13 protein-coding genes and 1 pseudogene are annotated in these 15,945 nt (G+C 41.5%); 9 read left to right on the top strand and 5 right to left on the bottom strand.

The window, feature by feature from the left end; all coding sequences use genetic code 11:
- Nucleotides 1-50: 50 nt before the first annotated feature.
- Nucleotides 51-1,817, bottom strand: a complete 1,767-nt coding sequence (locus ACXAD1_RS11885; RefSeq protein ID WP_474911300.1) for a M4 family metallopeptidase — start codon at nt 1,815-1,817, stop codon at nt 51-53.
- Between the two features lie 242 nt (nt 1,818-2,059).
- Between ACXAD1_RS11885 and ACXAD1_RS11880 the strand changes: the two genes are divergently transcribed.
- The 4 genes from ACXAD1_RS11880 (at nt 2,060) to ACXAD1_RS11865 (ending at nt 4,008) form a co-directional block, all read left to right on the top strand.
- Nucleotides 2,060-2,563, top strand: coding sequence for a DUF4047 domain-containing protein (locus ACXAD1_RS11880; RefSeq protein WP_474910103.1), 504 nt, complete (start codon nt 2,060-2,062; stop codon nt 2,561-2,563).
- A 27-nt stretch (nt 2,564-2,590) separates the two neighbouring features.
- On the top strand, nt 2,591-2,815 hold the full coding sequence (locus ACXAD1_RS11875) for a hypothetical protein (protein WP_474910102.1): 225 nt from the start codon (nt 2,591-2,593) through the stop codon (nt 2,813-2,815).
- The gene (sipW, locus tag ACXAD1_RS11870) at nt 2,787-3,329 is read left to right on the top strand and encodes a signal peptidase I SipW (RefSeq protein WP_370224868.1); all 543 of its coding nucleotides are present in this window, start codon (nt 2,787-2,789) and stop codon (nt 3,327-3,329) included. The genes ACXAD1_RS11875 and sipW overlap by 29 nt, the downstream gene beginning before the upstream one ends.
- Nucleotides 3,330-3,408: 79 nt before the next feature.
- A complete protein-coding gene (locus tag ACXAD1_RS11865) occupies nt 3,409-4,008 on the top strand; it encodes a TasA family protein (protein WP_474910101.1) in 600 nt (199 codons plus the stop codon).
- Between the two features lie 43 nt (nt 4,009-4,051).
- Here ACXAD1_RS11865 and ACXAD1_RS11860 read toward each other — a convergent pair whose 3' ends face one another.
- Nucleotides 4,052-5,311, bottom strand: a complete 1,260-nt coding sequence (locus ACXAD1_RS11860) for a helix-turn-helix domain-containing protein (protein WP_474910100.1) — start codon at nt 5,309-5,311, stop codon at nt 4,052-4,054.
- A 233-nt stretch (nt 5,312-5,544) separates the two neighbouring features.
- On the bottom strand, nt 5,545-6,789 hold the full coding sequence (locus ACXAD1_RS11855; protein WP_474910099.1) for a helix-turn-helix domain-containing protein: 1,245 nt from the start codon (nt 6,787-6,789) through the stop codon (nt 5,545-5,547).
- 386 nt (nt 6,790-7,175) lie between these two features.
- On the opposite strand from ACXAD1_RS11855, the gene ACXAD1_RS11850 reads away from it, so the two are divergent.
- Complete coding sequence (locus ACXAD1_RS11850; protein WP_474910098.1) at nt 7,176-10,688, top strand: S8 family serine peptidase; 3,513 nt, start codon at nt 7,176-7,178, stop codon at nt 10,686-10,688.
- A 65-nt stretch (nt 10,689-10,753) separates the two neighbouring features.
- Here ACXAD1_RS11850 and ACXAD1_RS11845 read toward each other — a convergent pair whose 3' ends face one another.
- Complete coding sequence (locus ACXAD1_RS11845; protein WP_474910097.1) at nt 10,754-11,956, bottom strand: MFS transporter; 1,203 nt, start codon at nt 11,954-11,956, stop codon at nt 10,754-10,756.
- A 1-nt stretch (nt 11,957) separates the two neighbouring features.
- The gene (locus ACXAD1_RS11840; protein ID WP_211202537.1) at nt 11,958-12,401 is read right to left on the bottom strand and encodes a MarR family winged helix-turn-helix transcriptional regulator; all 444 of its coding nucleotides are present in this window, start codon (nt 12,399-12,401) and stop codon (nt 11,958-11,960) included.
- Nucleotides 12,402-12,744: 343 nt separating this feature from the next.
- On the opposite strand from ACXAD1_RS11840, the gene ACXAD1_RS11835 reads away from it, so the two are divergent.
- From ACXAD1_RS11835 to ACXAD1_RS11820, 4 genes and pseudogenes are all read left to right on the top strand, one after another.
- Nucleotides 12,745-13,464 carry a GTP pyrophosphokinase gene (locus tag ACXAD1_RS11835; protein ID WP_474910096.1) on the top strand — a complete coding sequence of 240 codons (720 nt, stop codon included), beginning with the start codon at nt 12,745-12,747 and terminating at the stop codon, nt 13,462-13,464.
- A gap of 14 nt (nt 13,465-13,478) precedes the next feature.
- Entirely contained in the window at nt 13,479-13,904 is a 426-nt protein-coding gene (locus tag ACXAD1_RS11830; RefSeq protein ID WP_474910095.1) for a DUF5392 family protein, read from the top strand.
- A gap of 13 nt (nt 13,905-13,917) precedes the next feature.
- The gene (locus ACXAD1_RS11825) at nt 13,918-14,526 is read left to right on the top strand and encodes a TetR/AcrR family transcriptional regulator (RefSeq protein ID WP_370223298.1); all 609 of its coding nucleotides are present in this window, start codon (nt 13,918-13,920) and stop codon (nt 14,524-14,526) included.
- 122 nt (nt 14,527-14,648) lie between these two features.
- Nucleotides 14,649-15,913 (top strand): annotated as a pseudogene (locus ACXAD1_RS11820) (L-lactate MFS transporter).
- Nucleotides 15,914-15,945: the final 32 nt, after the last annotated feature.

The following is a 15,945-nucleotide window of genomic DNA, read 5'->3' as shown; positions in this document are numbered from 1 at the left end:
CTCGCCACAGCAAACATGCGGCGAGTTTCTCTTTATTTTAGAAGGTCATTTTATTGAACACCAACAGCATCATATGCTGCCATAACGGCCTTTACCTCAGCTGAAGGCTGTCCGTTTCGATCCGGATGCAGGTCCCTTGCTGCCTGGATGGCTGCCTGGCGCATTTGGCTGAAGTCGGAGCTTGCTGCCAGGTAATGGGTAAGTGCTCTGTAGAAAATCTTTTCGGCTTTTGTTTTTCCTATGCCTGTAACCGTAACACCGTAATGAGTGCCTCCATCTGTAATCAGGTGGGCAGCTTTGTTGTTGATGCTGCTGTTGATATGCACACCGCCTTTATCAAGGTCTCCTATATAACGTTTGCTGTAGTGGTCAGGATAGTAGCCTGATTCTGTATAGCCGCCAATATAGACAGAACCCGGGTCACTCATCGAACGAAGACCGTCACCTGGTGTATTTGGCGTCCAAATATCTTCACCTAATAACCAAAGATCTTCGCCTGTTTTATTTTCAGCGAAAGCCCCTAAAATATCCGCAATGGATTCATTGATCGCACCGGATTCATTTTCATAAATTAAATCGGCTGTATTGGTGATCACGCCATGTGTCATTTCATGTCCGATCACATCAAGACCGCCAGAGAGTGAAATCATGCGAGTCCCGTCACCATCACCGTACAGCATCTGCTTCCCATTCCATGCAGCATTATTCCACTTTGAACCGATATGGACAGTTGAAACTAATTTCATCCCATCGCCATCAAGGGAATCCCGTCCATGTATCTTTTTATAATAGTCATAAACTTTTCCTGCGTTCACATGGGCAGATACCGCAGAAGGATCATAAAAGAAGTTGTTTCTGCTTTCCACCTCGAATCCGGTCATTCCAAGAAGAGCTGAAAGGATTATAAACGCGTTTTCAGGCATGCGGTTTGCTTTGAAGGTATGGACACCTTCAGATCTTGTCCCATCGAATAAATAGTGCGTTCCTGTTTCCGGGTCTTTAACCGCCTGGAATGATTGAAGTGTCCCGAAAATATCCATTCCTCTTGCCTGAACAGGTTCTGACACAGCCGGAAGTGCTTTCGGCGCAGGCTGGGAAGAAGCAGTCTGCTGTGCCTCAGGCTGTTCAGGTGAAGATGGTGTCAGTTCCGAGATGGCATTATAGCTATGAATGATGTTTCCAGTTGCAGCATCTACAAAATAATGCCAATACCCCGGGACCGGGGCTGAGGTGGAAGCTGTTACATAATAAGCCAAATGCTTTTGCCCGTTATGCGGATAAATAACAAGTTCTCCTTCAATCCCATCATAGCTCTTCACTTCTCCGATTTTATCTTCAATGCTTTCCTTTACCTTTTCCAGTGCTTCATCTTTGCCCAGTTTCGCCTCTGTAGGAATAATGGAACGTGCCAGATTTGGTGTAACTTTACCGAAGAAGGCTGTCACATTGTTACTGTCGTCCAAAGCAATGGTCTGCTGTGATCCGTATACAGGAATTCCGTTGTATTGCTCTACTGTTCTGAAATGGTGTGTGTTTGTTTGCTTATCATTAAATTGATCAATGATTTTGAATTGGTCCTTGGCCTCGTAGCCCGCATTTTTAAATAAGTTCGCCTTTGATTGAAGGAATGCATATACAGCTTCTTCCTTGCTCAGTCCTTCAGGAGCTTGCCAGGTCCCAATTATGTAGGAAGGCGTCTTTAATTCCTGATGATACTTAACGATTTCTTCATTTGCCAGCACATTTTTGGCGGGCAGTGACAGTCCCGAGATGGCAAACGAAGCTGCCAGAACTGCAGGGAGGACTTTCATTTTCAACTGATTTCTTTTCAAACTGATCACCTCTTAGTTTGGATTGGTATTTCAAGGTCCATTATTCTGAAAATTCCACAAATGGTCAATTGGGTTATAGGGATCAGCGATATGCCTGTCTTTCTTGAATTCGGAAAACAAAATAGCCTGTATTTTGCCTTGGAATACCGCAAAATAACCCAATTTACTTTGCACATGGCCTCTCGTATGCTTGTTCCACAGACACCTTTTCGAGAGGAGAGCAGGGGATGAAGAAGGGATTGAATAAATTCATTTTGCCGTGTCTATGCTGCCTGAGTTTTTATACTGGCACTCAGCTTGTCGGGAAAACAGAAGCTGCCTTTACAAGCCAGGCAGAGACAAAGCCTATTTTAATCTCAACTGCCTTTGTGTTCCCATCATATATTCACGGGCTTGAAGAGAAAGCCAGGATAAACAGTGAACAAATACTCAAAGAGCATGCCGATTTAGAAGCATTTGTGAAGAACGGGATGTTAAATGGGACAATAGATCCGCCCGCTGAATTTTTGAGAAAAAAAGAACAGATAACAGCCAGCTTGGAGGAACTTCATAGAATAAGAGCTGAACTGGAAAAACTGGAACGGCAAGCAGAAAAAAAGGAAGGATTTGAGTTTGTAAGTGAAGGTTTTCTAAAAGTAGACAAGCTCCTTCTGAGAATGAATGATTCTCTTTATCTTCAGGAGCTGGAACAGCTTTTTAACCAAAAATGGCAGGAGCTGAAAAAAGAGTAGCAAAAAGAGGGCAATAAAACAAACAAAATGGATGAGGATGAAAAAATAGAAATTCCTATCAGCGAGTTGGAAAAACAGAAAATTGAACACAAACAGCCAGTGGAGGAAAAAGCCAATCCAGAGAAAGAACAAGCGAATCCAGCGGAAGAACAAGTGAATCCAGCGGAAGAACAGACTGTCAGCAAGGACAAAACGCAGAAGGTTGAAGAGGAGGAAACAGTCAATGAAGAAAACCCTAAAAATACTGAGTAAATGTATCCGTGCAGCAGGTTTGATGCTCCTCTGCATCCTTGCTGTTTGGATAATATCCTCAAAAGCATCCGGAGGAGAACCCTCCCTTGCAGGGTATCAGGCAAAAGCTGTTTTATCGGGATCCATGGAACCGACTTTCATGACAGGATCCATCATTATAGTGAAACAGCCGGATAGTAAAGAACATCTAAAAACAGAAGATATTATTACCTTTAAATCAGGAGATAAATTAATTACCCATAGAATTGTCGAAGTAAAGAAAACGAAATCCGGGGTTTTATATCAAACGAAAGGCGACAATAATGACGCACCGGATATGGAATATGTGCAGCCTGAAAATATAACCGGTAAATATACCGGTTTCACCCTTCCATATGCAGGCTATGCGGCTGAGTTTGCAGCATCCAAGGAAGGTTCCGCACTCCTGCTGTTTATACCGGGACTGCTCCTGCTCCTATCTGCTGCGAGGACTATTTTTCTGGCTCTTAAAGAATATGAAACTAAAAATGCTTAATACATCGGTAATGCCTCTTATCTGCCACAGGCAAATGAGAGTTAAATAAATTTATAATATCCAAAGGAGGAAGTAAAACATGGGATTTGCAAAAAAGGTAAGTAAAGGTCTGTTGACAGCTGCTTTAGGTTTTTCATTAATGGGTGGGGGTACATACGCTTATTTCAGCGATACAGAGGTTACGAATAACACGTTTGCAGCAGGTACCCTCGATTTGGCGGTAAACCCTGAAACAATCGTCAATATTGGCGATTTAAAACCAGGTGATGAGGTTTCACGTGAATTTACCATCACAAATAGCGGTACTCTTGATATTTCCAAGATCTTGCTGCATACAAACTATCAGGTGGAGGATGCAAAATTAAATGGGGCTGCAAATGCAGATGATTTCGGCAAGCATATTAAAGTCACAATCTTATACAATCAGGCTAACGCAACCGTACAGGTTGCAGAAACTACTTTACATGAACTGCAGACACAAACTCCGGATTTAACAGCCATTGATAACTTTGTAGGCGGGGGAACAGTGCCAGATGGCCTGGCCCCTGGGGAAACCGATAAAATTTTAGTGCTATTCGAATTTGTGGATAACGAAGAGGACCAAAACGAATTCCAGGGAGATGCACTGCAGGTGGAATGGAAATTCAATGCAGAACAGGCTGAAGGAACAGTAAAATAGAAAAGGACGGAAAATCCCTTGAAAGAAGATTCAAGGGATTTTTCTACACATTAATTAATTTTTTGCCTTCAAGCTGCCTGTTCAGATGAATGGCTTTTTCATGATTTCCTGTCTCGATGTAATATTCATAAAGCTTTTTGCCATACCTGCGCATAAGAATCATATGCTTAATCTTAACAAATTCAGGGAAAGCCTTTTCTTCCAGATACGTAAAATATTTCTCGCGCTGATGATTAAGCTGGTATTTAGAAAGTTTAAATAACGATAAGTATAAAGTGCTTTTAAGCTCCTTTGACACCTGAATCCCTTCGCATGCTTTTTTAAGAAGGGCTGTTTTGCCTGATAATTTGCCTTCTATACAGGAATTAAGATAAGAGTATAACCGCTGAAGATAAATGATTGTATTCCTGTCAGCTAAACGCAGGGCCTGTTTGTAGCAATCCTTTGCCTCAGCATATTGTTCCCTATTAAAATACTCAAATCCTAAATTATTGTTTAGCAGGCCTTTGTAGTCTTGAAATCCAATTCGTTCACAGTCCCAAATTAGTTGATTATATCGTTCTGCCAGTTTATCCATGTCGGTCAAGATATCACTGCTGATCTGCAGGAGGATAATAGATTCCGCTTTTATCGCCATCGTGTAGTTGTTCGTGTTTTTGAAATGCTGCAATGATTTTTCAGCAAACATGTAAGCCATAATCTTTGAATCGATATAATGATAGGCAATTGCCAGGTGATAAAAGTATTCTTCATTGCCATATTCATTAATATCGATGTTTTTTAATACCTGAAGTGCCTTTTGCTGATCCGGGCTATCAGGTTTTATTGCTTGGTTAATATAATACATCCCTTGAACATGGTAAAATAAATTTCTCTCAAAAGGGGAAAGGTTAGGAAACTCATTGCTTATTTTCTTAATGATCCGGGATGTTTCCTCTAATTCCTGATGCAGGAAATGATATCTTGCCTTTAAAAGAAGATAGTGGGCTGCATATTTAGAAGAATAAATAAAGGGTGAGCTTTCCAGTTCATTTTTGATTTCCTCAGCCCTGGCTAATCTATACATGATGATGGCTTTATGCCATTCCTGCAGGCGCTTGTCCAGATCCCGAAAGTATTCAATTTCCTTTTGAATGTCTATATTTAAAACGGCAGAGAAAAGTGAAATAATTTCAGGTGAATATGCAGTTTTTCCTCTTTCGATTTTGCTTACATGGGTAGGAGTGCAAATCCCTTCGCCTAACATGGCTTGTGTAAGTCCTGATTTTTCCCGGTAGAATTTGATAATTTCCCCTTCCAGCATGCGATCATCTCCTTATCTATTTATTGAAGGTGAATATTTCATGCAGATGTCTCTTAAATACTTAATTAACTTTTATCTAATATTTTCCTTTTTGGGGGAATTTTTAGAGACAGAGGACATAGATCCTTTGGGAGGGGTAAATCTGAAATGATGACAAAAGACTCAAATTTAAGAAGCAGAAAAGAAGGCAAAAAGAAAAATCTCCTATGAAATATAAGAGATTTTTCTACTGTTTAATGGATTAGAGGCTCGAAGTATTTGGCAGCAAGCCTGCATGCTTTTTCGTGCTGTGAAGAGTTCCTGTAATATTGAAATAATTCTTTTTCATAAAGGCTGATTAATGTGTTATTCCCTAATTCATGCAGGTGGGGAAGGAATGTGATTTCTAAAAAGAGATAATAATCCTCTATGTCTTTATCTTCTAAAAGGATATCGAGCATATAAAAAACATATTGGTAGGTTTTATTTTGAATTTGTTCAGCCAGCCAGCGGCCATCGTCCAGCAAGGATCTGAGATTTTGTTTATTATAAAAATCCAGATTAAGGCAGCTATGGACATAGCCTCGTATAGCGCTTAATTTTAAAGGCGGGTTTGGATTAACCTCGCACTGATCCAATAGCTTTTTGTAAACTTCACCCGCTTCTGAATAAAAGCCTTTTGCAAAGTATTCAACGGCAAGATTATGCCAAAGGTTCATTTCCCTCGCTTCTTCTTTATGAGCACGGCAGGATTTGATTAATGTATGATACTGCTTGACGGTTTTTTCAAATTGGCAAAGGTCGTTTGTACCCATTTGTATCAGCAAGACGGTTTCTGTATCAAGAATTCTTTTAAAATTATTAGTTTCCCGGAAATGGGACAGTGCAAGGGTGCCATAGTGATAGGCTTTTACTTTATCATTCATCAAATGGGAAGAGGTTGCGAGGTGAAAATAAAATTCATGGTTATTATAATCTTTAGGATTTATATTCCTTAAATGGGCGATGGCTTCTTTGCAATTCTGTAAGTTAAGAAAATAAATGCCCCATAGATGTTCGAGAAGACTCCGTTCAAAACGATCAAGTGTGTTCCAAGCTTTCTGGCAGCTGTCTAAAAGCGCTTTGCTCTTATCGTACTCTCCTTGCATGAGGTGGTAGCGAGCCAAAAGGATTGAATGAAAATATTTTGTTTCCGAAAAATGCAGGTAAGGATTTTGGGCTAATTCCTCTTTAATTAATTCTATATCTTCTTTTTGCTGTTTAACCATGGCATCCAGCCATTCATGAAGTTTAGTCTCCAGCATATCATACTTTTCAAGCTCTTTTATAAGATCTATTTTCAGCCGTTTACAGATCAGATTTGTGATTTCAGACGAATATTGTGTATGTCCCCGCTCTATTTTACTGATATGAGTCACAGAACAAATCCCTTCGCCCAGCTGTGTTTGGGTCAATCCAGCCCGTTCCCGGTAATATTTTATAATTAAGCCTTCCTTCAAAACAGCATCCCCCCTGTGGTTCTGAATATTATCGTAGCATACCTTGTCAGCTGGAAACAGATAGCCAGGAAATGTCAGATGTCTGTTTTTCCCAAAGGCTATTGGGATATTATTCCTATGAGGATTTTAAAGGTTTCAATTTGGGGTAATTCGAAAAAGCCTTTTTTACCAGAAAGTGAAAAAGTTAATAGAAAATAGATAAGGAAATGTGTCTTTTACACTAATAAAATAGGAAGAAATCCTTCGATCTGGATATAAAGTTCTGAAATTTAACGGATCCCTCCTTTCAGATTCCCCCAATTTACTTCTCTCAGACCCGGCCCTACAATTAATTTTATGAAAAGTTAAAAAATATAGATTTTTCAATGGGAAAGGGCGGGAGTGAAATGAAAGTGAAAAAAGGGGTACCCTATAAGGTGCTGGCTTCTGCATTGGCAGCAGCAATGCTTTTTGGGGGAACAGTATCGGCACAAGGAGCTCAGGATGATGAGGTCAAGGCTCCAAGTGTTGAAGACATTGTCAAGCAGGGGCATAAAATATTTTTGGATCAGCAATATCAGACTGAAGCAAATGCAGTGGACAAGCTGGGATATAAAGATCTGAAAGAAAAAGGGTTAACGAAACCATATGAGCCAAATGAAATTTTACGAGTAATTGTTGAGGTCGAACAGCCGGCAGCTGCTGAAAAAGCGAAACAAAGCAAAAAAAGTAAAATGAAGGCAAAACAAGACGAGGTTATTTCAGCGCTTTCCAAGAAGAAATCTTTCAAGAAAGTGAAGCATCGCTTTTATGAGGGATTTAATGGTTTCAGCCTGGAAACCGAGTTTCATAATGTAAAAGAAATACAGGCAATTCCTGGTGTCACTAACGTACATATTGCGAGAACATACCAGCCATCCATGGGTGCCAGCAAGGAGCTGGTCCAGGCACAAAAGGTCTGGGAGCAGCATGGCTATGAAGGGGAAGGGCTGCTTGTTGCTGTAGTTGACTCCGGATTGGACTATACACACCAGGATATGACATTGACGGATGAAGGGAAAGACAAACAGAAATGGTCCGAGGAAGGAATCCAGGCAAAACTCGCTGATACGGCTATTCATGATGTCTGGTATAGCGACAAAGTGCCGACAGGCTATGACTGGGCAGATGAAGATACGGATGTCATTCCCCGCGGACAATATGGAAATCCGCATGGCATGCACGTAGCTGGTACAGTTGGTGCTAATGGCAATGAGAAAAATGATGGGGTCAAGGGTATTGCTCCGGGTGTACAGTTATTAGCTGAAAAAGTATTTTCTGATAATGGCGGTGGAGCTTATGAAGATGATATTATTGCTGGAATTGAACACGCTGTGGCAATGGGGGCCGACGTCATTAACATGAGTCTTGGGTCAGATGCCGGCTTTGTAGGAGAGGAAAATGATCCTATCCAAAAGTCAATCCGGGAAGCAACTGAGCAGGGTACCCTGGTAGTAGTTGCTGGAGGCAATTCATCTTACAGTACTAAAAATAATATTTTGGAGGCTTCTGCCAAGCCATATGCGGAAAATCCGGATATCGGCACTGTTGGAGAACCATCTGTTAGCCCGTTTGCGTTATCAGTAGCATCCTATGAAAATACCAAATTGCATATGAATTCACTTACTGATGAAAACGGCTTGCAGCTTCCATACCAGGATCAGACCCATGTAAACTTCAAACTTTCAAAGGTGTTAACATCAGGAGAAAGCTATGAAATGGTATATGTAGGGGAAGGAAAGACAGCTGATTTTGCCGGAAAAGATGTCGCCGGCAAAATAGTCGTGGCAAAACCAAATCAAAAATATGGTTTATATTCATATGTTCAATCTGAAGCCAGGAAAAATGGTGCCAAGGCGGTTATCCTTGTACCGCCTCATGATGAAGCTGATTTTCCTTTCTTGTACTTTAGTCAGTACTTAACCCCTGCAGCAACTACCAGCAAGGAGGATGGGAATGCTTTAATTTCACAGCTGTCCAAGGGACAAACAGTGAAAATGCAGATGAGCAAAGGTGTTTGGGTTGATAATGCTGATAAAGATAACATGTCAGACTTTTCATCTTTTGGAACGCCGCACACGCTTGACTTCAAGCCAGAGCTATCAGCACCAGGCGGAGGGATTTATTCCACTGTTCCCGGCAATGAATATGAAATAATGAGCGGTACGTCCATGGCAGCGCCTCATGTCGCAGGCGGATCAGCTTTGCTGCTTCAGGCATTATATGAAAAAGGATTGCCGCAATCCAAAGAAACGGCATTAAAAGCGAAAATCGCCTTAATGAATACATCAAAAATCATTCAGGATCCGCGGGCAAATAGCCAGGTCCCATACTCACCACGCGTTCAGGGATCCGGATTAATGCAAATACAAAATGCCATCAAAACTCCTGTGCTTGTCACAAATAAAAACGCTCCTTTGGAACAGGCAGGAGCGATTGCTCTAAAGGAAATTAATGAGAAAGCACACTTCAAACTGAATGTCGAAGCACTACGAAATGCTGACGTGAAAGATTTCGAATATAAAGTGTACGTTGATGTTTTAACAGACGAAACAGAAACAAAAGAGTTTGACCTGGACAACGACGGTCATTTGGATGCCAAGGAATATTTAACAATGACCAGCAAGCGGATCTCAGGTGCTTCTGCCATCGTCAATGGTGAAAAAGTGACCGATGAAAAAGGAAAAACGCTTAAAATTAAGCCAGGACAAAACAAGAGTCTGGATGTACAGATTCAATTGCCGGATAGCTTTAAGAAGGGCTCATTTGTCGAAGGATATGTCCGTCTTGTGCCAACAGGTAAAAACAGTGATGCCGCTGTGCCGCTGACAATTCCATATATGGGCTACTTTGGTCAATGGGACAAGCCGCAAAACCTCGACCCGGCTGCATGGGAAAAAGATGCCTTCTTAGGATATACAGTCCTATGGAACGATGAAGGAGCACAGTTCCCGATGGGATATGATCCGTATACCGGAACCTTTAATATGGACCGCATTGTGATTTCTCCTAATGCTGTTTTGCCAGGTGTTTTCCCAACTTTTACAGCTTTCCGCAATTTACAAAAGACAGAAATGTACGTGGAGAATGATAAAGGGGAAATGGTCAACTATTTAGGCGACTTCAGTGAATTTACAGGCAAGCCTTGGAAGTTCCGCAAAAATATCATGGCTTTCCGTGACTATATGATTAACGGATATTTATGGGATGTTAAGAATCAACATGGGCAATTCGTTGAGGATGGAACCTATCAGTATGTAATCAAAACAACACTTGATTACAAGGATGCCAAGCCTCAGGAAGTAAGGCTTCCGGTTCACGTAGATTCTGTTGCACCAATCGTCTCGGATATTCAGGTACAGCCAAAGGACGGGCAATATGAAATTTCCTTCAAGTCAGAAGATAACGAAGGGGGAAGCGGCTATAATGGTGCCATCATCTGGTATAACGGGAAGTATATGCCGCTCGAACCTGGAAAAACGTCAGCCCTTGTAAAAGAAGAACCGAAGAGCGTTGTCGTATTGGGTGTCGACCATGCATTGAACCAGAGCTATGCTGTATGGGGGGATCCTTCCTATATAGATGAGGGGATGCTAGTGAGCTACTTCAGTGTTTATCCTAATAAAAATGTGAATGCAAACACGCCAGCAGGGATTAATGCATTTGCAAACAACCGCGTTAACTGGACAGTGAACATTAAAGATGAAGCCGGAAAAACCGTTGACACAATCAATGTGGAAAATGAACATGAAATTCACTTGAAGTGGACTCCAGACGCAGGTCTTCCGAATGGGACTTACACCATTAGTGCAGATGTATCAAACAAGCAGGGCTTTAAAGTGACCACGAGCCCTAAAACGGTTACAGTATTTCAGAACTAAAACGATCAAAAGCCATGGACGGTAAAAAGGTCCATGGCTTTTTTCTATTTTGCAATGCCTTAGGTTCAAGCTGAAACAGATGTGTTCAATTTTTTTAGGGCTGCAGATTCCTTCTTCCCATGAAGGAAATAATATAAAATGGCTGAAAATAAAACAAAGATTGCCATTATACCATATAGACTGCCATAGCCTGTAATCGGAATAATGAATCCCAGCAAATAGGGGCCAAATCCCAAGCCTGCATCAAGAAAGATAAAGAACGTTGACGTCGCCAATCCCATCCGATGAGCGGGTGTCAGCTTGACGGCCACTGCCTGGGTGCAGGACTGCATGTTCCCAAAGCCCAGCCCAATTAGCGCACCAGCCAAAAGCAACGTGAAACTGCTGTTAGCTGTGCTAAGGACAAACATGCCTGCCGCAAATAAGATAAAAGCGGGGTACATTACATAATTTGCTCCTTTAAGATCCATCAGCCGTCCGGTAAATGGACGTGAAACCAGGACAGCTGCCGAGTAGATGAGAAAGAAAAAGCTCGCAGCCTTCACTAAATCAACTTCTATAGCATAAAAGTTGATAAAAGAGAGGACCCCGGAATAACCGAATGCGATTGCCAGTGTGATGAATGCAATAGGGACTGCTTTTGGCTCGATAAAGCTGGAAATTTGGAAGCCCTGCTTTTTCACACCAGAGGTTTCTGTTGCAGGAACATATAAAAAGAAGGATGTAATCAGGGCAATGATGCCGATTGCCAGACAAAAGGCAAAAATCAGTTGGAAAGAAACCTTTTGCATCATCAATAAGCCAATAAATGGCCCTACAGCAGTCGCCAGCGTTGTGCTCATGCTGAAGTAGCCAATTCCTTCCCCTTTGCGTGCTGCAGGAATAATTTGTGCAGCGATGGTCCCTGTCGCCGTACTTGCTACACCTAAAGCAATGCCGTGTATAAACCTGGTAGTCAGCAGGAAAGCAATTCCGGCGTTTACAAAATATAAAAGTGTTGTCAGCGTAAAAAAGATCAAACCGATAAAAAGTGTTTTCTTACGCCCGATGTTATCAATGGCCCGCCCGATATAAAGCCTGCCAATGAGCGTTCCAATAATAAAGATGCCCGTAACAAGCCCGGCCTGGCTGGTTGTGGCACTATAGTAATCCACTGCAAAGACAGCAATGGTCACCATCAGTAAATAGAAAATCAATGTTAAGAAAAAATTAACGGATGAAACAATAATAAAATCCTTTGTCCAAAGCTTCGGATTAGGCTGATTCAATTTATAACTCTCCCTGCATTAAATTTTTGCGGATTTCGCTCATCAGGCGAATCCCTTCCAGCTGTTCCTCCTCTGAAATTCCTCTTAGAATGTCCTGTTCGAATTCATCAATAGTAACGCGGACCTCCTGATAAACCCTCCTGCCAGTATCGGTCAGCTGCATTCTTTTTTCCCGTTTGTCTTTAGTCGGAACAGGTTCTAAATAGCCCATCTCCTCCAATTTTGCAATCGTCCTTGTCACCGTTGGTTTTTCAACGCCAAGATAATGTGAAAGCTCCACCAGTGTGCCGGAGCCATCATTATTCAAGTAATACATGATGGACCATTGAGCCCTGTATAAATGATGCCTGCTTAATTCATTGTTCAGCCTATTCTCAAATGGGCGATACAATAGCACAAGCTGATGAAAAAAACGCTGAAATGTTTCGATTCTAAAAACCTCCAATTTGGTTACCTTAAGTAATAGTTATCAAGAGTAACTAATTATTTATTATACAGCTCAAAGTGGTGACATGTAAATAGGCTGAGCTTTGTTTCTAAAAGAGCTATCCATTAATTCAAAAGAAGGCAAATTTATGACATTGTGTCATAACTGGTTGACGTGTGACACGATGTCATATACAATTCAATTGTAAGGATGACACAGTGTCACATCGAGGTGAAAGCATTGTCCAAAATTCAATTGCTTATTGCTGAATTGCAGAAACAGGGAGTAAATGCAGCAATCTGCAAAAAGCCATCCAATATTAAGCCTCTCAAAAATAAGGCGAAAATTCAAAGGAGCCCATATGGTCACCAATATGCCTGAGCAAATGTCACTTAAAGAACTAAGGACAGATTTAGTGCGTTTTATGATGTCCTACAAGTTCGCATTGGAAGAAATAAACACCAAAATAAATATCCTGAAAGAAGAATTTCAGTATGTGCATGACTATAATCCGATTGAGCATGTAAAATCACGAATTAAATTACCAGAAAGTATGTTTAAAAAGCTGCAAAGAAAAAAATTGGAGATTTCCTTAGAATCCATTCAGCAAAATATTCGGGATATTGCTGGCGTCCGCATTACATGTTCGTTTGTGTCCGATATATATAAAATCAAAGCCATGCTTGAAAGCCAGAAGGATATAACCGTGCTCGAATGCAAGGATTATATTCAGAACCCAAAGCCAAATGGCTATCAGAGCCTGCATCTGATTGTCCAGATTCCCATTTTTATGTCTGACAGGGAAGAGCTGGTTCCAGTTGAGATTCAAATCAGGACGATCGCCATGGACTTCTGGGCGAGCCTTGAGCACAAGATTTACTACAAGTACAATAAAGAAATTCCGCAAAGAATAGTGAATGAACTGAAAGAGGCAGCTGACACGGCTTCACGCCTCGATCGGAAAATGGAGAATATCCATGAGGAAATGATTGGTCTAAAACAGCTGGAAGATGATGAAGACATGATTTTTTCCCCTGAAAGCCTTCAATTACTGCTGGCCGGGAAAGGGATAAAAACTTAAAGGAGACGAAATAGATGCAAGTGTGGACAGATATGCCGAATTTCGTAAAAAGAGAATTGGAGCAGCTTGAAGAAAAGATAACTCCCATTATGAAAAAAGCATCCAGATATATTTTTTGGTCAACACCCTTAATTATTCTGTCATTAATCAATCTCATGACCCTATTTTTCACCGTTCAGGATGAGAAAACATCGCCGGCAGCCATCCTGATTTACGCCATTATCGGCGCGCTTGGTTTCGCGCTGTCTAAGGAAGGGAAACATCAGCAGCTGGAAATTCAGAAACTGAGCTCTCAGTACATTAAAGAACGGATCACTAAAAGCCAATGGGCTTCTGATCCCATTAAAACAAGATATCAGGCACTGATCAATGAGAATCCCAGAAAGGCAGTCCCTTATTTTATCCATTTTTTAAAGGAGGAAAAAAGAGACTGGCAGTAAGGAGGAACCGAATTTGCCCAAAATTACTTTTTTCAATTTGCCTGAAGACAAACGGGGCAGCTTAGTCCAGGCGGCCAAAAAGGAATTTGCCCGCGTCCCGCTTTATCAGGCATCCATATCCAATATCATAAAAGATGCCAAAATCCCGCGCGGCAGCTTTTATCAATATTTTGACGACAAAGAAGATGCGTTTTTCTACTTATTGAATAGCCATGTTTCTTCTTATAAACTTCTCTTTCTGGAAGCGCTCCGCAAAAATAATGGCGATATTTTTGATGCGATGGTCGATTTTTATACAGCCATCATTACAGAGGAAAAAGAAAATCTGCAGTTTTTGAGGAATTTGTTTCTCAATATGACGCATCGAATTGAACATGTTATGGCAAGAAGCTTCGGTGAAAATGACCTGAATGAGGATTTCAGGAAAATCAGCAATCTGATTAATAAGGAACGGCTTAATATTCAGGACGAACACGAGCTTTTTCATATGATGCAGATTATTTCTTCTGTCACATTTCATAATATCGTTAAAAAATTTGCGGGGGAGCTGCCATTCGACGAGGCTGTTCATAATTACAGAACAGAAATCTATTTACTGAAAAAAGGGTTCGCATCAAAATGATTTTCGGAAAGCCTGTCTCTAATAGGATTAGAGACAGGCTTTTTTGGGAAGGTAAAAAATAGCATGGAGCTTATTTCCCATTAGGGGAATAAATAAAACAATCATCAGGAAAGGGGTTCTTTATGGCGAACAAGAATAGATGGCTGATTGCCCTTTCAGCAGTCGCCATTCATTTATCAATCGGTTCAGTATATGCGTACAGTGTTTATCAAAATCCCTTGAAAGAAGCGCTCGGCTGGGAAAAAACAGATGTCTCACTGGCTTTTACCATTGCCATTTTTATTCTTGGGATTGCGGCAGCTTTTTTGGCCGGTTTGTGGAAAAGCGGGGACCTAGAGTTTCAGCCATGATTGCCGCAGTATTCTTTGGAATAGGGATTATTGGGTCAGGCTTCGCCATTCAATTGGAGAATTATATCCTATTCCTGATTTTCTTCGGTGTCATTGGGGGATTGGGTCTCGGATTCGGCTATATTGCACCTGTCTCCACATTGGTTAAGTGGTTTCCTGATAGAAGGGGGCTTGCAACCGGAATGGCCGTTATGGGCTTTGGTGCAGGGGCCCTGATCACAAGCCCTATTGCAAGCAGATTAATGATCGCAACTTCAATTCCGACAACCTTCTATGTCCTGGGAATCAGTTATTTTATTCTGATGATATTGGGTTCGCTTTATATCGCAAAGCCGCCTGAAGGATGGGAACCTGAAGGAATGGAAGAGAGCAGGGAAGAGCGGCCGGCAAAGACAGACCTGGCACAAATGACTGCCAATGAAGCGATTAAGACCAAGCGTTTCTGGCTTCTTTGGATTATGATGTTCATCAATATTTCTGCAGGCATCATGATTCTCTCAGTTGCCGCTCCAATGGCCCAGGAAATCACTGGGGCAAGCGCCATCACGGCTGCAAGCATCGTCGGCATTATGGGCCTCTTTAATGGAGGCGGAAGAATTGGCTGGGCGTCTGCATCCGATTATCTTGGAAGAGGAAATACATATATGACCTTCTTCCTGATCCAGGTAGCTGCATTCTTCATTCTTCCATTCATCACAAACTCGTTTATCTTTTCTGTTTTCCTCTATATCATTGTTTCATGCTATGGGGGCGGGTTTGCATCGCTTCCGGCTTTTATCGGGGACCTGTTTGGAACCAAACAGCTTGGCGCGATTCATGGTTATTTGCTTACCTCGTGGTCCATCGCCGGAGTGGTCGGCCCTATGCTTGTATCCAGCTTATATGAAAATACGCAAAGCTATACGATTACGTTCTATGTATTTGGCACCATGCTGGCCATCGGCTTCATCGTTTCATTGCTGATGAAGCGAGACATCAAGAAAATCAGAACTGCGAAGAAACAAAAAAGAGCAAGCGGACAGCTTGTCACGGAATAATGAGTAAAACTCCTGCCGGAATATCTGGCAGG

This window comes from Cytobacillus sp. ABV4_503 (assembly GCF_056158445.1).
Note: the sequence above shows the minus strand (reverse complement) of the source record. Positions and strands in the feature narration are given on the sequence as shown.

What these genes read in the sequence shown, in the direction of transcription:
- ACXAD1_RS11875 (WP_474910102.1), top strand. Translation starts at nt 2,591, where the DNA reads ATGGATGAGGATGAAAAAATAGAAATTCCTATCAGCGAGTTGGAAAAA.
- ACXAD1_RS11865 (WP_474910101.1), top strand. Translation starts at nt 3,409, where the DNA reads ATGGGATTTGCAAAAAAGGTAAGTAAAGGTCTGTTGACAGCTGCTTTA.
- ACXAD1_RS11830 (WP_474910095.1), top strand. Translation starts at nt 13,479, where the DNA reads ATGCAAGTGTGGACAGATATGCCGAATTTCGTAAAAAGAGAATTGGAG.
- ACXAD1_RS11835 (WP_474910096.1), top strand. Translation starts at nt 12,745, where the DNA reads ATGGTCACCAATATGCCTGAGCAAATGTCACTTAAAGAACTAAGGACA.
- ACXAD1_RS11860 (WP_474910100.1), bottom strand. Translation starts at nt 5,311, where the DNA reads ATGCTGGAAGGGGAAATTATCAAATTCTACCGGGAAAAATCAGGACTT.
- ACXAD1_RS11880 (WP_474910103.1), top strand. Translation starts at nt 2,060, where the DNA reads ATGAAGAAGGGATTGAATAAATTCATTTTGCCGTGTCTATGCTGCCTG.
- ACXAD1_RS11850 (WP_474910098.1), top strand. Translation starts at nt 7,176, where the DNA reads ATGAAAGTGAAAAAAGGGGTACCCTATAAGGTGCTGGCTTCTGCATTG.
- sipW (WP_370224868.1), top strand. Translation starts at nt 2,787, where the DNA reads ATGAAGAAAACCCTAAAAATACTGAGTAAATGTATCCGTGCAGCAGGT.